The 18670-nt window shown below is 63.7% G+C and carries 17 protein-coding genes; 10 read left to right on the top strand and 7 right to left on the bottom strand.

Going from position 1 to position 18670, the window contains the following annotated elements:
- The first annotated feature begins 4 nt into the window (after window positions 1-4).
- The 4 genes from nirD to treF all read left to right on the top strand — a co-directional run bounded on the left by nirD (window position 5) and on the right by treF (window position 6077).
- Window positions 5-352, top strand: coding sequence for a nitrite reductase small subunit NirD (nirD, locus tag V8G57_RS19415; RefSeq protein WP_092400030.1), 348 nt, complete (start codon window positions 5-7; stop codon window positions 350-352).
- Entirely contained in the window at window positions 349-1590 is a 1242-nt protein-coding gene (locus V8G57_RS19410) for an NAD(P)/FAD-dependent oxidoreductase (RefSeq protein WP_092400028.1), read from the top strand. The genes nirD and V8G57_RS19410 overlap by 4 nt, the downstream gene beginning before the upstream one ends.
- A gap of 11 nt (window positions 1591-1601) precedes the next feature.
- Window positions 1602-4367, top strand: a complete 2766-nt coding sequence (locus tag V8G57_RS19405) for a molybdopterin-dependent oxidoreductase (RefSeq protein WP_342830741.1) — start codon at window positions 1602-1604, stop codon at window positions 4365-4367.
- 66 nt (window positions 4368-4433) lie between these two features.
- Window positions 4434-6077, top strand: a complete 1644-nt coding sequence (treF, locus tag V8G57_RS19400) for an alpha,alpha-trehalase TreF (RefSeq protein WP_342830740.1) — start codon at window positions 4434-4436, stop codon at window positions 6075-6077.
- Between the two features lie 24 nt (window positions 6078-6101).
- Here treF and V8G57_RS19395 read toward each other — a convergent pair whose 3' ends face one another.
- Window positions 6102-7295, bottom strand: a complete 1194-nt coding sequence (locus V8G57_RS19395) for an MFS transporter (protein ID WP_342830739.1) — start codon at window positions 7293-7295, stop codon at window positions 6102-6104.
- A 172-nt stretch (window positions 7296-7467) separates the two neighbouring features.
- Between V8G57_RS19395 and V8G57_RS19390 the strand changes: the two genes are divergently transcribed.
- A complete protein-coding gene (locus V8G57_RS19390; protein WP_092400022.1) occupies window positions 7468-7947 on the top strand; it encodes a nuclear transport factor 2 family protein in 480 nt (159 codons plus the stop codon).
- A 24-nt stretch (window positions 7948-7971) separates the two neighbouring features.
- On the opposite strand, the gene V8G57_RS19385 is transcribed toward V8G57_RS19390, so the two are convergent.
- Complete coding sequence (locus V8G57_RS19385) at window positions 7972-8244, bottom strand: DUF2471 family protein (RefSeq protein WP_092400020.1); 273 nt, start codon at window positions 8242-8244, stop codon at window positions 7972-7974.
- Between the two features lie 201 nt (window positions 8245-8445).
- Between V8G57_RS19385 and V8G57_RS19380 the strand changes: the two genes are divergently transcribed.
- The 3 genes from V8G57_RS19380 to V8G57_RS19370 all read left to right on the top strand — a co-directional run bounded on the left by V8G57_RS19380 (window position 8446) and on the right by V8G57_RS19370 (window position 11641).
- Window positions 8446-10485 carry a M3 family metallopeptidase gene (locus V8G57_RS19380; RefSeq protein WP_342830738.1) on the top strand — a complete coding sequence of 680 codons (2040 nt, stop codon included), beginning with the start codon at window positions 8446-8448 and terminating at the stop codon, window positions 10483-10485.
- 278 nt (window positions 10486-10763) lie between these two features.
- Window positions 10764-11426: an epoxyqueuosine reductase QueH gene (locus V8G57_RS19375; protein ID WP_217647620.1), complete on the top strand. Its 663-nt coding sequence runs from the start codon at window positions 10764-10766 to the stop codon at window positions 11424-11426.
- Window positions 11423-11641 carry a hypothetical protein gene (locus V8G57_RS19370; protein WP_342830737.1) on the top strand — a complete coding sequence of 73 codons (219 nt, stop codon included), beginning with the start codon at window positions 11423-11425 and terminating at the stop codon, window positions 11639-11641. Before V8G57_RS19375 ends, V8G57_RS19370 begins: the two co-directional genes overlap by 4 nt.
- A gap of 15 nt (window positions 11642-11656) precedes the next feature.
- On the opposite strand, the gene V8G57_RS19365 is transcribed toward V8G57_RS19370, so the two are convergent.
- From V8G57_RS19365 to V8G57_RS19355, 3 genes are all read right to left on the bottom strand, one after another.
- On the bottom strand, window positions 11657-12415 hold the full coding sequence (locus V8G57_RS19365; protein WP_092400014.1) for a molybdopterin-dependent oxidoreductase: 759 nt from the start codon (window positions 12413-12415) through the stop codon (window positions 11657-11659).
- Complete coding sequence (locus V8G57_RS19360; protein ID WP_342830736.1) at window positions 12412-13071, bottom strand: cytochrome b/b6 domain-containing protein; 660 nt, start codon at window positions 13069-13071, stop codon at window positions 12412-12414. The genes V8G57_RS19365 and V8G57_RS19360 overlap by 4 nt, the downstream gene beginning before the upstream one ends.
- A 74-nt stretch (window positions 13072-13145) precedes the next feature.
- Entirely contained in the window at window positions 13146-13769 is a 624-nt protein-coding gene (locus tag V8G57_RS19355; RefSeq protein WP_092400010.1) for a hypothetical protein, read from the bottom strand.
- 152 nt (window positions 13770-13921) lie between these two features.
- Between V8G57_RS19355 and V8G57_RS19350 the strand changes: the two genes are divergently transcribed.
- Window positions 13922-14602, top strand: coding sequence for a heavy metal response regulator transcription factor (locus V8G57_RS19350; protein ID WP_092400008.1), 681 nt, complete (start codon window positions 13922-13924; stop codon window positions 14600-14602).
- Window positions 14599-16011, top strand: coding sequence for a heavy metal sensor histidine kinase (locus V8G57_RS19345; RefSeq protein WP_342830735.1), 1413 nt, complete (start codon window positions 14599-14601; stop codon window positions 16009-16011). Before V8G57_RS19350 ends, V8G57_RS19345 begins: the two co-directional genes overlap by 4 nt.
- A 25-nt stretch (window positions 16012-16036) precedes the next feature.
- Here the strand turns inward: V8G57_RS19345 and phnD are convergent, their stop codons facing one another.
- Both phnD and V8G57_RS19335 read right to left on the bottom strand, forming a co-directional pair.
- Entirely contained in the window at window positions 16037-17035 is a 999-nt protein-coding gene (gene phnD / locus V8G57_RS19340) for a phosphate/phosphite/phosphonate ABC transporter substrate-binding protein (RefSeq protein WP_092400004.1), read from the bottom strand.
- A 138-nt stretch (window positions 17036-17173) separates the two neighbouring features.
- Window positions 17174-18487 carry a haloacid dehalogenase-like hydrolase gene (locus V8G57_RS19335; RefSeq protein ID WP_425458308.1) on the bottom strand — a complete coding sequence of 438 codons (1314 nt, stop codon included), beginning with the start codon at window positions 18485-18487 and terminating at the stop codon, window positions 17174-17176.
- Between the last annotated feature and the right edge of the window lie 183 nt (window positions 18488-18670).

The following is an 18670-nucleotide window of genomic DNA, read 5'->3' as shown; positions in this document are numbered from 1 at the left end:
CCAGATGCACAATGACCGCCAAAGCAAGCAATGGACCGCCGTCTGCCGGCTGGACCAGATCGTGCCGAATACCGGCGTCTGCGCGCTGGTCAACGGCGAGCAGATTGCCGTGTTCCATGTCCTCGACGGCGAGCAGCGCGTGTTCGCCATCGGCAACTACGATCCCAACGCCGAAGCGGCGGTGCTGTCGCGCGGCCTGGTCGGCAGCCTGGGAGAACGCATCGTGGTCGCTTCGCCCATCTACAAGCATCATTTCGACCTGCAAACCGGCGAATGCCTGGAAGCGCCGGAACACTCGGTGAGCGCCTATCCGGCCCGCATCGGCGACGGCCAGGTCTGGATCGCGGCATGACAGCCGGCGCGCCATCGGTAAGCAAGAAACCGGCGCTGGCGGTGATCGGCAACGGCATGGCCGGCATGCGCACGGTCGAAGAGCTGCTCAAGCTGGCGCCGGACCTGTACGACATCACCGTGTTCGGCGCCGAGCCGCACGGCAATTACAACCGCATCCTGCTGTCGCCGCTGCTGGCGGGCGACAAGAGCATGGATGACATCATGCTCAACACGCCAGAGTGGTACCGGCAGCACGGCATCACGCTGCATGCCGGCGATCCGGTGACGGGCATAGACCGCCAGCGCCGCATCGTCCGTTCGCGCGCAGGCGTCGAACTGCGTTACGACCGCTTGCTGCTGGCGACCGGCTCCAAGCCTTTCATCATCCCGGTGCCGGGACACCAGTTGCCGGGCGTGATCGCTTTCCGCGATATCCAGGATGTCGAAACCATGCTGGCGGCGGCGCGCGATCACCGGCACGCGGTGGTGATCGGCGGCGGCCTGCTCGGGCTGGAAGCGGCCAACGGCCTGCTGCGGCAAGGCATGGATGTGACGGTGGTGCATGTCATGGACAGCCTGATGGAAAGGCAGCTGGACAAGTCGGCGGCGATCCTGCTGAAGAAAGCGCTGGAACAGAAGGGCCTGCGTTTTTTACTGAACGCTCAGACCGCTGAAATCGTCGGCGCCGGACAGGTTACCGCCGTACGCTTCAAGGACGGCACGGAAATCCCGGCCGACCTGGTGGTGATGACCGTCGGCGTCCGCCCCAATATCGAACTGGCGCAGCAGGCCGGGCTGCATTGCGAACGCGCAATCGTGGTCGACGATACTTTGCAGACCTACGATCCGCGCATCTATGCGGTAGGCGAATGCGTGCAGCACCGCATGGCCACTTTCGGGCTGGTGGCGCCGATCTGGGACCAGGCGCGCGTGTGCGGCGCCCACCTCGCCGGCGCCGGCCACCGGCGCTATGTGCAGCAAGCCACCGCCACCAAGCTCAAGGTCACCGGCGTCGACCTGTATTCCGCCGGCGACTTCATCGGCGGCGAAGGCAGCGAAGACCTGGTGCTGCGCGATCCGCGCCGCGGCGTCTACAAGCGGCTGGTGATCAACGGTCCGCATATCGTCGGCGCGGTGCTGTACGGCGACGTCAAGGACGGTCCCTGGTATTTCGAGATGATCCAGCGCCGCACCGATATTTCGGCGCTGCGCAGCCAGTTGCTGTTCGGCCAGGCGCTGTGCGCCCAGGCTGCCTGAACGGAGCGCCGATGAACCAGGTCCCGACTTTTCCCCTGCTTGCCGCCGGCCAGCTGGCCGCCAGGCAGCACGGCACGCTGACCACCTGCCCATACTGCGGCGTCGGCTGCGGCGTGCGCGCCACCGTGGGCGGCGATGGCCAGGTCGACATCGCCGGCGATGAAAGCCATGCCTCGAATGCGGGCCGGCTGTGCGTCAAAGGTTCGGCGCTGGGCGAGACGGTCGACCTGGAAGGGCGTTTGCTGCATCCGCAGATGCTGGTCGAGAACGATGGCCGGCAGTCCATGCAGCGCGTATCCTGGGATGCAGCGCTGGACAAGGTCGCGCACGGGTTCCGTTCGATCGTGGAGCAGCACGGGCCGGACGCTGTCGCTCTGTATGTCTCCGGCCAGTTGCTGACGGAAGACTATTACATCGCCAACAAGCTGATGAAGGGCTACATCGGCAGCGCCAATATCGATACCAATTCGCGCTTGTGCATGTCGTCCGCGGTAGCCGGCCACAAGCGCGCGTTCGGCGCCGACCTGGTGCCGGTCTGTTATGAGGACCTGGAGCTGGCTGACCTGGTGGTGCTGGTCGGCTCCAACACTGCCTGGTGCCATCCGATCCTGTTCCAGCGTATCGCCAGGATCAAGGAAACGCGGCCGCAGATGAAGCTGGTGGTGATCGATCCGCGCCGCACCGCGACGTGCGAGCTGGCCGACCTGCACCTGCCGCTCAAGGCCGGCAGCGATGTCTGGCTGTTCAACGGCCTGCTCAGTTTCCTGGCGCGCCACGATGCCGCCGACGCCGGTTTCGTCGAAGCGCACACCAACGGCCTGGCCGCCGCGCTGGAAGCGGCCGAAGCCGATTGCGCCGACCTCGCCGCGGTGGCAAAAAGCTGCAAGCTCGATCCGCAAGACTTGCTGACTTTCTACGAATGGTTCGCGGCGAATGAAAAAGTGGTCACCGCCTTTTCGCAAGGCGTCAACCAATCGTCGTCCGGCACCGACAAGGTCAACAGCATCATCAATTGCCATTTGCTGACCGGACGCATCGGCAAGGAAGGCATGGGACCGTTCTCGATCACCGGCCAGCCGAACGCCATGGGCGGCCGCGAAGTCGGCGGCCTGGCGAACATGCTGGCGGCGCACATGGAGCTTGACAATCCCCGGCATCGGCAGACCGTGCAGGATTTCTGGCAGGCGCCGCGCATGGCGGAGCGGCCGGGGCTGAAGGCAGTCGACCTGTTCCAGGCAATCGAGGCCGGCCGCGTCAAGGCGGTGTGGATCATCGCCACCAACCCGGTGGTCAGCCTGCCGGATGCCGACCAGGTGCAGCGTGCGCTCGCCAAGTGCGAGCTGGTGGTGGTGTCCGACATCATCGAAAAAACCGACACCAATGCCTTTGCCCATGTCTTGCTGCCGGCCATGGGCTGGGGCGAGAAGGATGGCACGGTCACCAGTTCGGAACGCCGCATCTCGCGCCAGCGCGCTTTCCTGCCGGCGCCGGGCGAGGCGCGCGCCGATTGGCAGATCCTGTGCCAGGTGGCGCAGCGCATGGGCTACGCAGGTTTCGATTTCAGCGCGGCGCACCAGGTGTTCGACGAGCACGCGCGCCTCAGCGCTTTCCGCAACGGCGACGCTTTCGGCCTGCGCCGGATGTTCAACCTGGCCGGCCTGAGCGGCCTCGGCCAGGCTGCCTTCGATGCTTTGCAGCCGGTGCAATGGCCGATCGTCACTACAGCCTCCGGCGAAAAACAGGGTACGGCGCGGCTGTTCGCCGACGGCCGGTTTGCCCATGCCGACGGCAAGGCGCGCTTTGTCGCCACCGTGCCAAGGGCGCCGCGCCACGCCACCGACAGCGAATATCCGCTGAGCCTGAATACCGGCCGCGTGCGCGACCAGTGGCACACCATGACACGCACCGGCAAGTCGCCCAAGCTGGCCGACCACGTGCCGGAATCTTTTGTCGACATGCATCCGCAGGACGCTTTGCTGTATGGCGTGCGCGAAGGCATGCTGGCGCGCGTGGCCAGCCGCTGGGGGTCGATGGTGGCGCGGGTGCAGCATGGCGGCGGCATCGCGCGCGGCAGCATTTTTGTGCCCATCCACTGGAACGGGCAATCGGCTTCGGATGCGCGGGTGGGCGCGCTGGTCAATCCGGTGGTCGATCCGGTTTCGGGTGAACCGGAATTCAAGCACACGCCGGTGCTGGTCGAAGAATTTCGCGTGGCCTGGTACGGTTTTGTGCTGAGCCGCAGGCTGCCGATGCTCGACGACGTCACCCACTGGACAAGGATCCAGGGCCGGCGCTTCAACCGTTACGAGCTGGCCGGCCGCAGCCCGATCGCCGATCACGGCGCCTGGGCCGCCGGCTTGCTGGATGTCGACGTTGCCGACGCCGACTGGCTGGAATACCAGGATGCCAGCGCCGGCATCTATCGCGCCGTGCACGTGGTGGACGACCGCATCGACGCCTGCGTGTTCCTGTCGCCGCGGCCCGACCTGCCGTCGCGCGCCTGGCTGGCCAGCCTGTTCGCCAAGGACCGGCTGGAAGACGCCGACAGGGTCGGCCTGCTGCTGGGCCAGCCGATAGCGAAGGGCGCCGATACCGGCCCTACCGTATGCTCGTGTTTTGGCGTCGGCCGCAACACCATCTGCACGGCGGTTCGCGCAGAGGGGATGAACACTGTAGCGCAGGTGACCGCTTGCCTGAAGGCGGGCAGCAATTGCGGATCCTGCGTCCCCGAGATCAAGAAACTGCTGACCGAAATCCTGGCGGAAGAAACCGCATAAACGGATCGGCCTGCTCGACTGCGTTACCATCATCTCTGCCTTGACCAGAGATGATGGAGCCGAGACATGTCTTTTTATTTAGCTGTAATGCCGCAGCGCCGTGTGCGCCTGGCGCTCGTGGCGCTAGCCGCCAGCCTCGCTTTTGCCGCGCCGTCGCGCGCCGATGCGCCAGCCGGCCGCCATGCCGCCGTCACCGCATATCCGGCGCCGCCGTCCGAGCTGTATCCGCAACTGTTTGCCGCGGTGCAGCTGGGCCATGTTTTCAGCGACGGCAAGACCTTTGCCGACGCCTTGCCGAAAGGTCGGCCAGCTGTCATCGAGGCGGAATACAAGCGTGCAAGGAACCAGCCTGGTTTTACCTTGGCGGATTTTGTCCGCCAGCATTTTGACCTGCCGAAAGACAATGCGGACGCCTACACCAGCGACCGCAGCCAGTCGCTGCAGCAGCATATAGCCGGCCTGTGGCCGCACCTGACCCAGCAGCCGGCGCCGGCCGGCGCGGCCTCTTCGCTGCTGCCTTTGCCGCAGCCTTATGTGGTGCCGGGCGGACGCTTCCGCGAAGTGTATTACTGGGATTCCTACTTCACCATGCTGGGCCTGCTGCAGAACGGCAAGCCGCAGCTGATGCGAGCGATGGTCGACAATTTTTCCAGCCTGATCGACCGCTACGGCCACATCCCGAACGGCAACCGCAGTTATTACCTGAGCCGCTCGCAGCCGCCGTTCTACTACAAGATGGTCGGCCTGCTGTCGAGCGGCGACGAAGCCGGCGCCTATGCGCGCTACCTGCCGCAGCTGCGGCGCGAGTACGGCTTCTGGATGGATGGCGAACACGATCTCAAGCCTGGCGCGGCATACCGGCGGGTAGTGGCGCTGGCCGACGGCAGCCTGCTGAACCGCTACTACGATGACCGCGCAGCGCCGCGCGACGAATCGTATGCCGAGGACGTCAAGCTGGCCCGGCAAAGCGGCCGCCAGGCTGCCGAGGTTTACCGCGATGTGCGCGCCGGCGCCGAAAGCGGCTGGGATTTCAGCAGCCGCTGGTTCGCCGACGGCAAGACGCTTGCCGCCATCGAGACTACCGCCATCCTGCCGGTCGACCTCAACAGTTTGCTGTATGGCCTGGAAAACGCGATCCGCCTTGGCTGCGAACGGGTCCGAGACCTTGCTTGCAGCAGCGATTTCAGGCAGCGCGCCGAACGCCGGCGCAGCGCGGTGCAAAAGTACCTGTGGGATGAATCGGCCGGCTACTACGTCGACTACCAGTGGGTCAAACGGCAGCCGACCGCGCGCCCCGGCGCCGCCACGCTCTATCCCCTGTTCACCGGCATCGCCGAGCCGGCGCAAGCCGCGCGTGTAGCGCGCTGGACCGGCAAGGAGCTGCTCAAGCCGTATGGCATTGTCGCCACGCCGGTCGACAGCGGCCAGCAGTGGGATGCCCCCAACGGCTGGGCGCCGCTGCAATGGATTGCGGTGGACGGCTTGAACCGTTACGGCATGCACGCCCTGGCGCGCGATATCGCTGCGCGCTGGATGGGCAAGGTGCAGCAGGTTTATGCCGGCAGCGGCAAGCTGGTGGAAAAATACGACGTGACCGCCAGCGGCGCCGCGGCCGGCGGCGGCGAATACGCTTTGCAGGATGGCTTCGGCTGGACCAACGGCGTGGCGATGCAGCTGATGGCGCTGTATCCCGAGTTGCAGCGTCCGTGACCGGGAGCCTGCTGCCGGCAGCTCCTAATGCGCCGGCGCAGGCTTGCCCTTGCGCTCGGCCAGCAGCCAGATGGCCAGGCCGGCCGCGCTTAATCCGGCGCCTGTCATCGACACGCCGAACCAGCCGGCGTAGCCGTACATCGAGGTCGACAGCACCGAACCGCAGGCGCCGCCGATGAAGTAGCAAGTCATGTAGCCGGCGGTCAGGCGGTTCCTCGATTCGGGATGCAGGTGATTGATCACGCTCAGGTTGGTGACGTGGATAGCCTGCACCATCAGGTCCAGCAGCAGGATGCCGACGATCAGGCCGGTCAGCGAGCTCTTGGCGAACACCAGCGGCAGCCACGACAGCAACAGCAGCGCCAGGCCGATGGAAGTCGAACGGCCGGCATGGCCGCGGTCCGCCAGCCGCCCGGCGTGCGAGGCAGCCATGGCGCCGGAGGCGCCGACCAGGCCGAACAGGCCGATGGTGCCGTCGGAATAATGGAAAGGCTCAGCCGCCAGCAAAAAGGAAATCGAGGTCCACAGCACGCTGAACACGGCGAAGATGATCGCACCCAGCAGGGCGCGGATGCGCAGCACCGGCTCCGCTACGAACAAGGTCAGGATCGACGCCAGCAAACGCGGATAGCTCAAGCTTTGCGATTGATGGTGGCGCGGCAGGGCGCGTCCCAGCGCGATCGCCGTCACGATCATCAGCGCCGCGCCGAACCAGTACACGGTCTGCCAGCCGCCCAGCGCCGACAGGTAGCCGGCCACGGTGCGCGCCAGCAGGATGCCCAGCAGCAGGCCGGTCATCACATGGCCGACCACCTTGCCGCGTTCCTGCGGCGCCGCCAGGGTCGCGGCAAACGGCACCAGCACCTGCGACACCACGGAAAACAATCCGGTCAGCGCGGTCCCAAGCAGGACGAACGCCATGCTCTGCGCGGTGGCGGTGATCAGCAGCCCGCAGGCGGACAGCAGGGTCATGATGACGATCAGTTTCTTCCGTTCCAGGATGTCGGCCAGCGGCACCAGCAGCATCAGGCCCAGCGCATAACCGAGCTGGGCCACGGTCACGATCAGGCCGGCGCTGCCGTTGGAAATGCCGAAGCGGGCGGCAATGGTATGCAGCAGCGGCTGCGCGTAATAGTTGCTGGCCACCGCGACGCCGGTAGCGACCGACATCATGATCACCAGGCCGGGGCTGAGTGTGCCGGGTTGTGCTTGTTCCATCTTGCAATGCCTTTGAAAATGCCAGGCGACACTTTATCCCTTATCGCTGTGCTGCGCTTTGCCACCCCGTAAACCGGCCGCCAGCGGGCCGGCGGAATATTGCGTAGAGTATTGGCTTGTCCGCAGCCAGCGCCTGCCGCAGCCTTCCATCCATCGACCCAGGAGCCTTACCATGAGCCAAGCCAGCGAAGCCCGTCCGCCGTTCCCGCCCTTCACCCGCGAGACCGCGATACAGAAGGTGAGGATGGCGGAGGACGGCTGGAACAGCCGCGATCCGCAGCGTGTGTCGCTGGCGTATACCGTCGACACTATCTGGCGCAACCGCCATGAATTCCCGCAGGGACGGGAGCAGGTCGTGCAATTCCTGACCCGCAAATGGGAGCGCGAGCTGGATTACCGCCTGATCAAGGAGTTGTGGGCTTTCGACGGCAACCGGATCGCCGTGCGTTTCGCCTACGAGTCCCACGATGCGGCCGGCAACTGGTTCCGCTCCTACGGCAACGAGAATTGGGAGTTCGATGAACATGGCCTGATGCACCGGCGTTATGCCAGCATCAACGACCTGCCGATCAAGGAATCGGAGCGCAAATACCACTGGCCGCTGGGGCGCCGTCCCGACGATCATCCGGGACTGAGCGAGCTCGGCCTGTAAGCCGTAACGGCGGCGCTTAGTGGCTTAGTGCGAGCGCCGGTATTCGTTGTAGATCAGCGAAAAAACCACCGGCACCCGGTTGGCGTTGCCGAAATTGACCGGATCGTCGGTGCGCGGATAGGCGACCGGGTAGGCGCGCAGCATATTGATCTGCGCCAGCTCGACATCTTCCAGTTGCGCCAGCGCTGCAATGGCTTCGTTTTCGATCTGATGCATCAATGACCAGGTCAGCAGCGCGTCGGCATTGCGATGGCGCGTCACGATGGCTGCGATAGCGGCTTTCAATCTGGCAGTCATGGCGTCAAGCTCCGGTCTTCTGACAACGATCATCACATCTCTCCACGCAAATTATACTGTATGTATGTACAGTATAATTCAAGCGGCGGAAATACCCAATCGATACCCGGCCGCTGCCGGCCAACTATCGCAGCGTCGCGTTGAGAATCAGCGCGGCGCTATACAATAGCGTTCTCTTCGTTAGCCAGGATGCTAGTTGCCATGACCGCCATCAACCCGCTGTTGCAAGACTGGAATACCCCATACGGACTGCCGCCTTTCGACCTGGTAAAGGCGGAACATTTCGTCCCCGCGTTTGCAGCCGCGCTGCCCGCGCACCTGGCCGAGATCGACGCCATTGCCGCCGAATCCGCGGCGCCGACGTTCGCCAATACGCTGGCCGCCTTCGACGCTTCGGGCCGCCTGAACAGCCGCATCAGCCTGCTGTTCGAAAACCTGACCGCGAGCGAAACTTCGCCTGCCCTGCAAGCGGTGGAAGTCGAACTGGCGCCGCGCCTGGCCGCGCACAGGAATGCGATCTACCTGCATGCCGGCCTGTTCGCGCGCATCGCCGCACTGTACGCGCGCCGCGCCGAACTTGACCTGGATCCTGAACAGCTGCGCCTGCTGGAGCGCGTGCACCTGGATTTCGTGCGCGCCGGCGCCAACCTGCCGCCGGCGTCGCGGGCGCGCTACAGCGCATTGACTGAACGGCTGGCCGCCTTGAGCACCGCGTTCACGCAAAACGTGCTGGCCGACGAATCCGGTTTTTCGCTGGCGCTGGAAGACGAAGCCGCGCTGGCCGGCCTGCCTGAATTCTTGCGCGCTTCGGCCCAGGAGGCGGCGCAGCAGCGCGGCTTGCCGGCCGGCAGCCATGTGATCACGCTGTCGCCCTCGCTGGCCGAACCGTTCCTGACATTCTCGGACCGGCGCGACCTGCGCGAAGCGGTCTGGCGCGGCCGGGTCGCGCGCGGCGCCCATGACGGCGTCCACGACAACCGGCCGGTGGCCGCCGAAATCATGGCGCTGCGCCAGGAACAGGCGCAGCTGCACGGTTATCCGACCTATGCCGACTACCAGCTGGTCGACCGCATGGCCGGCAAGCCGGAAGCCGTGTCAGCCTTGCTCGGCAAGGTATGGGAGCCAGCCAAGAAGAAAGCCGAGGACGACCGCGCGGCGCTGACCGAGATGGCGCGCAGCCTGGGCCAGCCGACGCCGATCGCGGCCTGGGACTGGCGTTACCTGGCCGAGAAAGTGCGGCAGGCGCGCTACGATCTCGACGACGCCGAACTGAAGCCGTACTTCGCGCTGGAAAACATGATCGGCGCCATGTTCGACTGCGCCCAGCGCCTGTTCGGCCTCAGCTTTGTCGAGCAGCACGGGGTCGCGCTGCATCACGCCGACGCCCGCCTGTGGGAAGTGCGCAACCGCGACAATGCGCTGATCGGCTTGTTCATCGGCGACAACTATGCGCGCGCCAGCAAGCGCAGCGGCGCCTGGATGCACATCTTCCGCAGCCAGTCCGGCCACAACGGCGGCACGCTGCCGGTGGTCATCAACAACAATAATTTCGCCAAGGCGGATGTCACGCTGCTGAGTTTCGACGACGTCCGCACCTTGTTCCACGAATTCGGCCATGGCTTGCACGGCTTGCTGTCGCAAGTGAAATACGAGCGCTTGGCCGGCACCCAGGTGCTGCAGGATTACGTCGAATTGCCGTCGCAGATTTTCGAGAACTGGGCTGAGGAAGAAGTGGTGCTGCAGCGCCATGCCCGCCATTACCAGAGCGGCGCGGCGATGCCTCCGGCCTTGCTGGAAAAGCTGAAGCGCGCGCGCCAGTTCGACCAGGCCTGGTCCACCATCATGTACGCCGGCCCGGCCCTGATCGACATGGCGCTGCACTCGCTGCCGAACGGCAGCAAGGTCGACATCGCTGCCTTCGAAGCCCAGCAGTGCGCGCTGCTGGGAGTGCCGCAGGATATCGGCCAGCGCCATTACCTGTCGCACTTCCAGCATCTGTTCAGCGGCCCGGATTACGCGGCGGGTTATTACGTGTACATGTGGGCCGAAGTGCTGGATGCCGACGCCTACGACGCCTTCATCGAAGCCGGCGATCCGTTCGAGCAGAAAATCGCCGAGCGCCTGCGGCGCTACATCTACAGCTCCGGCAACAAGCAGGATCCGGCGCTGGCGTTCCGCGCCTTCCGCAGCCGCGATCCGAAGGTGGAGCCGATGCTGGCGAAACGCGGTTTGATTGCATAGGCAGCGCTGCCCTGGTCGCCGTCCGGCGACCAGGGCGTATATTTCATTTTTTCCCGGCAAACGGCGATACCAGGACGGCAGCGCCCGCGGCCGTGGCGTTGCCTGAAGCATCGTTGAGAACCTTGGCAAGGCGCACGCCGGCCTGGCTCGGCTGGACGCGTGGCCGGCTGTATGAATTTGGCTCATGCAAACTTGAGAGTTTGTCGCTTGACGCCGCCGGTGCGAATCGAGACACTCGGCAAGAAGCGCTGCCTCGCCCCTGGCAGCCGCATTTCCTGATGCCGACCATGACCCAACGCCAGAAACTCGTCCTGCCGGGCGGCCACCACAAGCTGTTATTGCATTCCTGCTGCGCGCCCTGCTCGGGCGAAGTGATGGAAGCCCTGCTCGCCAGCGAGATCGATTTCTCGATCTATTTCTACAATCCGAATATCCACCCGCAACGCGAATACGCGTTGCGCAAGGATGAAAACATCCGCTTCGCCGAGCAGCACGGCATACCGTTCATCGATGCCGACTACGACCTCGACAACTGGTTCGCTCGCGCCCAGGGCATGGAAGACGAACCGGAGCGCGGCAAGCGCTGCACCATGTGTTTCGACATGCGCTTTGAGCGCAGCGCGCTGTACGCCTACGAACACGGCTTCCCGGTGATCAGCAGCTCGCTCGGGATTTCGCGCTGGAAGGACATGGCGCAGATCAACGGTTGCGGCGCGCGCGCGGCGGCGCATTATCCCGGCATCACCTATTGGGACTACAACTGGCGCAAGCAGGGCGGATCGGCGCGCATGATCGAAATCTCCAAGCGCGAGAATTTCTACCAGCAGGAATATTGCGGCTGCGTCTACTCGCTGCGCGACACCAACCGCTGGCGCAAGGAACAGGGGCGTGAGCGGATCAAGATCTGCGAGAAGTTTTACGGCCAAGAGGAAAAACAATGAACGCCAACGCAAGGAAGGTCGTCGCACCGTGGCTGGCAGCAACGGCGGATCAGGAAAACCAGCCTGGTTCCATGACCCCGGCTGACCGCCTGGCCAGCATGGAAAAACTGCTGGCTGCGTTCATGCAGACGCTGGACCGGAACGAAGACGCCGGCACGCCGCACCTGATGGGCCAGCATCGCGGCTGCCCATGCTGCAGCGAACGCGGAGAATGAACCCGGGATGCCGGTTCAGGACCCGCTGAACCAGTTGTAGCCCTGGTCTTCCCAATAACCGCCCGGGTTGTCATTGGTGACGAAGATGGCGGCGATATGCTTGGGATTCTTGAAACCCAGCTTGGTCGGCACCCGCAGTTTCAGCGGATAGCCGTATTCCGTCGGCAGCGGCTCCTGGCCGAAATCCAGCGCCAGGATGGTCTGCGGATGCAAGGCGGTGGCCATGTCGATGCTGGAGTAATAGCGGTCGGCGCATTTGAAGCCGACATACTTCGCCGTCGTATCGGCGCCGATGTGGGCGAGGAAGGTGCGGAACGGCACGCCGCTCCACTGGCCGATGGCGCTCCAGCCTTCGATGCAGATATGGCGCGTGATCTGCGACGCTTGCGGCAGGGCGCGCAGCTGCGCCAGGTTCCAGCTGCGCTTGTCGCGCACCAGGCCGGAAACTTCCAGCTTGTAGGTATCGCCATCGATTTCCGGCGCCGAATCGGCGTCGTAGAATGCGTTGAACGGGAACGGCTTGGTGATCATGCTGGCCGGATAAGTCGGCGCCAGGTGGCTGGGGCGGAACAGCATGGCTTGCACCCGGTCGTTCCAGCGCGACATCGCCCACAATACCTTGTCGACCTGGTCGCCATCCTGCAGGTTGCAGCCGGACAGCAGCGACAGCGCCCCCAGCGACAGGCCCGAACGCAGGAACAGGCGGCGCTGCAGCTGCACCAGCTCGGGCTGCAGTTCGCTATTCTTCGGCAGGTTCTTTTTCTTGTCGCTCATGCCTGCTGCTCCTGTTTCGAGGTCTTGTCATGTGCGTGGCGCGGCGCCCGCCCGGTCAGCATCGGCAGCAGGGTGCTCGGCACGATCAGCACCAGCGCCAGGTGCACCATGACGAACGCCACGATGCCGGCCATCGCGATAAAGTGCACGCGGCGCGCGGTATCGTAGCCGCCGAGCAGGCTGGCCAGGCCGTCCAGCTGCACCGGCTTCCAGATCGACAGGCCGGACGCCACCACCAGCACGCCGAGCAGCAGCACGACGATGTACATCAGGCGCTGCACGGCGTTGTAGATGCCAGGCTGGTGCGCCAGCCTGAAAGCCAGCGCATCCTTGGCATCGCGCAGCAGGTCGCGCGGCCGCAGCGGCAGGAAATGGCGGCGGAAATGGCCGGCCAGGAAACCGTAGCCGACATAGATCAAGCCGTTCGCCACCAGCAGCCACATCGCCGCCAGGTGCCAGGCAATCGCGCCGCCGAGCCAGCCGCCGAGCGTGGCCCAGCGCGGGAAATCGAAGCCGAACAGCGGCGAGGCGTTGTAGATTGCCCAGCCGCTCATCACCATGCAGACGATGGCGAAGGCGTTGATCCAGTGGACCACGCGCACCAGCAACGGATGGATGATGCGCGCGCGGGCGCGAGGTTGGTCAGCAGTCGCCATGGAAATACCTTGTCAAGAATCGCCGCGGACAGCCAGTGTGGTATTTCGCACATACCGGCCGTCCGCAAACGGCATTACATCGGCGGCACTACGCCATCGACGCCAACCGTGGCGCGGCCGACAACATCGCTGCCGTCGGCAGCCTTGCTGACAAAAAACACGCCGTGCGCGCCAGCCACCAGCAGGCTGCGGTCACCCTTGTTGAGGCTGACGATAGGGACGTCAGGCGGCACCACGATCTTCTTTTCGCCATCCGGGTACTTGACCGTGATGGTGCGGCCGCTGGTCACCACCACATCGCCGACGGTGCCGTTGGTCATGCTGCTCTTCTTGCCCAGGTCCCAGGCGTAATGGCCTTCGCCGACCTTCATCCCGGCCGGGAATACATGCACTTCCAGCGCTTTCAGGCTGCCGTCGGGCAGCGGCACGGCGGCGCTGCCGATGAAGCTGTCGGATTTGATATCGGTGATCGCCGCATGGCTGACCGAGAACAGCATCAGGTCCGGCGCCAGTTTCAAGGTCTGTTTCTTGCCGGCCTTGGTGCTGACTTCGAGGCTGTCGGGATTGACCTTGTCGATGGTGGCGCGCACCCGCACCACCGGCGCAGCGGTTTGGGCGGCGGCGATGCCGCCGTAGGCCAGGAAAGCGGATGCCGCCAATACAGGAACAAGCCGGCGCAGAAGTTGTGTGGTTTTCATGAAAACGGTCTCGGTGGTTGCTGGGAATCCCAGTCTAGGACCGCTGCAGTGTCTTATCGGTGACATATGAATGACAATATTGTCATTATTCGCGGCGGGCGAATTGATAGAATGGAGCGTGTTTCCATCACAGGTTAAAACCCAGGCCCAGCATGTCCATCCTCGTCATCGAAGACGATCCCAAGACCGGCGCTTACCTCAAGAAAGGCTTGCGCGAATCCGGCTATGCGGTCGACCTGGTCCGCAACGGCAGCGACGGCCTGCACATGGCGCTGGAAAACAGCTACGAGCTGGTGGTGCTGGACGTCATGCTGCCCGGCACCGACGGCTGGAAAATCATGGGCGCCTTGCGCGCCAAGCGCGATTTGCCGGTGATCTTCCTGACCGCGCGCGACCACGTCAACGACCGCATCCGCGGCCTTGAACTGGGCGCCGACGATTACCTGGTCAAGCCGTTTTCGTTTACCGAACTGCTGCTGCGCATCCGCACCCTGTTGCGGCGCGGCGTGGTGCGCGAGTCGCATGAGCTGGATTTTTTCCAGGTCGCCGACCTCCAGCTCGACCTGCTGCGGCGCAAGGTCACGCGCCAGGGCATCGACATCGTGCTGACCAACAAGGAATTCCTGCTGCTGCACTTGCTGGTCAAGCGCAAGGGCGAGCCGCTGTCGCGCACCGTCATCGCGTCAGAGGTATGGGACATGAATTTCGACAGCGACACCAATGTGGTCGATGTCGCCATCAAGCGCCTGCGCGCCAAGATCGACAATCCCTTCGAGCATAAACTGATACACACGGTACGCAGCATCGGCTACATGTTTGCGGAAGATCCATGAACGCCTGGCGCAGGCAGTCGCTGACGGCGCGCGTGACTTTCCTGTTCGCGCTGATCGCCTACGCGATCGTCAGCATCCTCGGCATGTACCTGTATTCGTCGACCCGGCAGGCGCTGGAAACCCGCGCCGACTATTCCCTGATCGGCAAGGTCGAGCATTTCCGCCACCTGCTGCATGACCTGTACAACGTCAAGCAGATGGAAGACCGGCCGACCCTGTTTGAAACCATGCTGGGCAGCGAACAGGATGTGCTGATGTTCGCTTATCCGGGCCAGGCGCCGTTCGTACGCGTCAATCCCGACAACATGACGCCGCCGCCAATGACGCCGCAAAGCCTGGGCCAGCCGCTGACGCTGGCGCAGCTGCACGCGGGCGTGCGCGCCGACGGCGTGCGGGTGCGCTGGGTATCGGCGCTGGCCGACGTCGGCGGCGACGGCACCGTGGTCATGATTACCGGCGCCCATGTGATGACCCAGGAGTCGCATATCCTGGCGCGCTATTACTGGCAAGTGATGGCAGCGGCGGCGGTGTCGGTGCTGCTGGCGGCGCTGCTGGGGTTCCTGGTGCTCAAGCGCGGTTTCCTGCCGCTGACGGCGATGGCCGGCCGCGCCGCCGAAGTCAGCCCGACCAATATCGCGATACGCCTGCGGGAAGAAGACGCGCCGCAGGAACTGCGGCGGCTGGCGGCGTCATTCAATGCAATGCTGGACCGGCTGGCCGACGGCTACGAACATCTGTCGCAGTTTTCCGCCGACCTGGCGCACGAGATACGCACGCCGATCGGGGCATTGATGGGGCAGACCCAGGTCACCCTCGGACAGGCGCGCAGCGCCGCCGAATACCAGCAGGTGCTGGAATCGAACCTCGAGGAGCTGGAGCGCCTGAGCCGGATCGTTGAAAACATCCTGTTCCTGGCGCATGCCGACCACGCCGGGCTGGCGGTGGAAAAAACGCCGCTGGTGCTGGCCGACGAGCTGCACAAGATTGCCGATTATTTTGAAGGCGTGGCCGAAGAGCGCGGCATCCGGCTCGAGGTCGACGCCAGCGGCAAGGTGCAGGCCAGCCCGGTGATGTGGCGGCGCGCGGTCAGCAACCTGGTGGTGAATGCGGTGCGTTATGCGGTGCCCGGCAGTACGGTGCGGCTCAGCAGCCGGCCGCAGGCGAAGGGAGTGCATGTCGAGGTGGAGAACCAGGGCGATCCGATTCCGCCGGAGCAGCTGGAACGGCTGTTCGACCGTTTTTACCGCGGCGACAAGTCGCGCAGCGAATATACCGAATCGAACGGCCTGGGCCTGGCCATCGTGCGCGCCATCATGCTGGTGCATGGCGGCAGCGCGGATGTCGCCTGTTCGGGCGAAGGGCTGATCCGTTTCAGCCTGTATTTCCCGGATAACATGGCGACAGCCTGACCGCGCAGGCTGCGCCGGCACGGGTTTACCGTATGCGCGCCATTTCCAGCGCCATGCTCAGCTTGCCGAAACGTGCGGTAATTTCTTCAAAGGCTTTCTGCTTTTGCGCCGTGCTCAGTTTGCTGTCGTACATGTTGTTGCGCAGCAGGCCGAACATGGTGAGGTCGGCGATCGGCTTGAGCTGGGCGTCGGTGGAATGCTGGAAGCCGGACAGGTCGAGGATGTTCTGCAGGACGTCGGGCTGGCTGGCCGGATTTTTCGGCTTGCCGTAGGTGACGAAGAACTCTTCGATCCTGGCCTTGGACGCGGCCGGCAGGTCCTTGCGGTACAGCAGCGGATCATTGGGAATCAGGGGCGACGACCAGATCACCCGCAGCTTGCTGAACTGCTCCGGCGATTCTTTTTTCAAACGGTCCAGTTCCTCGGTATTGTTGGTGGCGACGTCGACCTGGCCGGCGATCACCGCCTGCAGGTTCTTCTTGTGGTTGCCGACCGTAATGGTCTTGAACAGCCGTTCCGGCTCCACCTTGTTCTTGGCGAAGGCGTAATAAGCCGGCACCAGGTAACCCGAGGTCGAGCTCTTGTCGCCGTCGTAGAAGGTGTAGACGCCCTTGTTGGCCACGATGTCGTCGAACGATTTGAGCGGGCTCTTGGCCGGCGTGATCAGTACCGAGTTATAGCCGTGCGAACCGTCTTTCTTGACCATCTGCGCAAAGATGGTCGACTGGTTGTCTTCCACCGCTTCCAGCGCGATCTTGCTGCTCAGCCAGGCGACCTGGATGGTGTTGGATTTGAGGCCGGCCAGGATATCGCTGTAGTTGGTGGACACCACCGCGCGGACTTCCATTTTTGTATATTTCGCGAAATCGTCAAGCACCGGCTGCCAGCGTTTCTGGGTATCTTCCGCGGTGGTGGTGGCGATCAGGCCGATGGTGATTTTCCTCGGCGCGTCGTCATCCTTGGCGAATGCGCAGGACGCGAGCATGGAACACAATACAAGTACGGTTTTCAGTAATCTCTTCATAAATGCCTATCTGGTTATTGCGGGTGTTGATGGAAAACGGGTGCATCGGCCGCGCCAAGGCAGCGGCCGGGTGGTTCGATATGGGGAATGACTGCAGGAGCCGGCTGCCTGCCTGCTGGCAGCCGGCGTGCAACAGGCTCAGCCGAGCAGCGTTTCGCCGGTCTTGCCGTACTTGATGCTGGCTTCCGACGGCATCCAGTTGCCGGTCTGCTCGTTGCGGCCTTGCAGCAGGAAACGCGGCGACTTGGCCGGGATCTGCTCGGCGGCCAGCTTCGAGAGGTCGCCGATCTTGCCTTTCTTCATGCGGTTGACGATCACGCCCAGCTGGGTGTCGGCGAAATCGCGCAGCATGTCGTAGTCGCCATCGCTGTCGCCGGCGACGAAGACCGGGCCGTAACCCTTGGCCGCGACCAGTTCTTTCTTGATGACTTCGGTTTTTCCCGGGCCCCAGTTGAGCGGCCAGCCGGCTTTATAGCGGTTGACGAAGACGCCGTTGGCGGTTTCCAGGCGCAGCCCGAGCACGTGCTCGCGCTTGACGTTGTAGCCGTATTTCGGCGTTGTCGCAAACACTGCCACCACGTCTTCCAGCGAGGCTGAGCTGACGTAGACGTCGATCCCGCTTTGCTCGAATGCATTCATCAAGGTTGCGATCTCGGTGCACAGGCGGATCCCGTGGAAGTGCGTCACGCTGACGACGCCTGCCTGGCCGGGCTGCGCCGCCGGGCTGGTGTACTTGGTCTTGACCAGCCCCAGGCCCAGGTTGTGGTCGTTGGAAGCTTCAGCCAGCTGCTGCACTTCGGCCACCGACATGTTGGTGAAGAAATAGATCACCCACGGATAACCGACGTTCACACCGTAAGTCTCGTTGACGGCTTCGTACAAGTAATACAGCTTGGCGCGGAAATCCTGGAACTGGGCGGTTTCGCGGATTTCTTCCAGCTTCTTGCCGCCCTTCAGTTTTTCATAATTGTCGTACAGGTACTGGTAGTCGTCATCGATATCGCTGCAGATGGCTTCCAGTTCGACGGCCTTGCCGGCAGCGTTCTTGAAGTCGGCGGCGAACGGCCCGGCCGGCACGTTCTGGCGGATGATGGCGCCCATTTCCTGCGGGCTCAGCTTGAACGACAGGGTGTTGATCTGGTACATGAGCAATGCCTCTTCGGTATCGTTCATGATGCTGGTGTTGTCCCAGTCGAATACCGCGTAAGGCCGGCGCTTGGGATTGTAGCCGGCGCTGCTGTTGCCGTTGCGCGCCAGCAGCGCTTGCAGCTGCCGATGGTTGCGCGCGCCCCACTTGGCGCGGTCCAGGGCCAGGCCCGCGGCCTTGCTGTCCTTGGCCAGCAGTTCCGACGGCAGCGCCGTCGCCGCCAGCCCTGCCGCCAGGCCGCCGGTCAGCAGTGCGCGGCGTTTTTGCAGCATGCTGTTGTCTTCTGTTTTCTTAACGCTTTTCATGGATACTCCCTGTGCCGGTTGAAATATTGTCCCTGTTCCATACGTTTTTTTATCTGCCGTTTGAGCAGCCGAATACACTAGCATGTTTCTAATCGGAAACGTATAGAAAAGATAAAAGAAAAGCTCTATCCGCTGCTCGCAAGAGACATGCCTGCACTCACCGGAATTGCCGTTTTCAGCTAT

The sequence above is a fragment of the Collimonas rhizosphaerae genome (assembly GCF_038896935.1).
GTDB classification, from domain to species: domain Bacteria; phylum Pseudomonadota; class Gammaproteobacteria; order Burkholderiales; family Burkholderiaceae_D; genus Collimonas; species Collimonas rhizosphaerae.
Note: the sequence above shows the minus strand (reverse complement) of the source record. Positions and strands in the feature narration are given on the sequence as shown.

Coding starts and splice junctions, on each gene's coding strand:
- V8G57_RS19355 (WP_092400010.1), bottom strand. CDS start 13,769: ATGAAAACCACACAACTTCTGCGCCGGCTTGTTCCTGTATTGGCGGCA.
- V8G57_RS19370 (WP_342830737.1), top strand. CDS start 11,423: ATGAACGCCAACGCAAGGAAGGTCGTCGCACCGTGGCTGGCAGCAACG.
- nirD (WP_092400030.1), top strand. CDS start 5: ATGCACAATGACCGCCAAAGCAAGCAATGGACCGCCGTCTGCCGGCTG.
- V8G57_RS19365 (WP_092400014.1), bottom strand. CDS start 12,415: ATGAGCGACAAGAAAAAGAACCTGCCGAAGAATAGCGAACTGCAGCCC.
- V8G57_RS19360 (WP_342830736.1), bottom strand. CDS start 13,071: ATGGCGACTGCTGACCAACCTCGCGCCCGCGCGCGCATCATCCATCCG.
- V8G57_RS19385 (WP_092400020.1), bottom strand. CDS start 8,244: ATGACTGCCAGATTGAAAGCCGCTATCGCAGCCATCGTGACGCGCCAT.
- V8G57_RS19345 (WP_342830735.1), top strand. CDS start 14,599: ATGAACGCCTGGCGCAGGCAGTCGCTGACGGCGCGCGTGACTTTCCTG.
- phnD (WP_092400004.1), bottom strand. CDS start 17,035: ATGAAGAGATTACTGAAAACCGTACTTGTATTGTGTTCCATGCTCGCG.
- treF (WP_342830740.1), top strand. CDS start 4,434: ATGTCTTTTTATTTAGCTGTAATGCCGCAGCGCCGTGTGCGCCTGGCG.
- V8G57_RS19395 (WP_342830739.1), bottom strand. CDS start 7,295: ATGGAACAAGCACAACCCGGCACACTCAGCCCCGGCCTGGTGATCATG.
- V8G57_RS19410 (WP_092400028.1), top strand. CDS start 349: ATGACAGCCGGCGCGCCATCGGTAAGCAAGAAACCGGCGCTGGCGGTG.
- V8G57_RS19335 (WP_425458308.1), bottom strand. CDS start 18,487: ATGAAAAGCGTTAAGAAAACAGAAGACAACAGCATGCTGCAAAAACGC.
- V8G57_RS19390 (WP_092400022.1), top strand. CDS start 7,468: ATGAGCCAAGCCAGCGAAGCCCGTCCGCCGTTCCCGCCCTTCACCCGC.
- V8G57_RS19405 (WP_342830741.1), top strand. CDS start 1,602: ATGAACCAGGTCCCGACTTTTCCCCTGCTTGCCGCCGGCCAGCTGGCC.
- V8G57_RS19380 (WP_342830738.1), top strand. CDS start 8,446: ATGACCGCCATCAACCCGCTGTTGCAAGACTGGAATACCCCATACGGA.
- V8G57_RS19350 (WP_092400008.1), top strand. CDS start 13,922: ATGTCCATCCTCGTCATCGAAGACGATCCCAAGACCGGCGCTTACCTC.
- V8G57_RS19375 (WP_217647620.1), top strand. CDS start 10,764: ATGCCGACCATGACCCAACGCCAGAAACTCGTCCTGCCGGGCGGCCAC.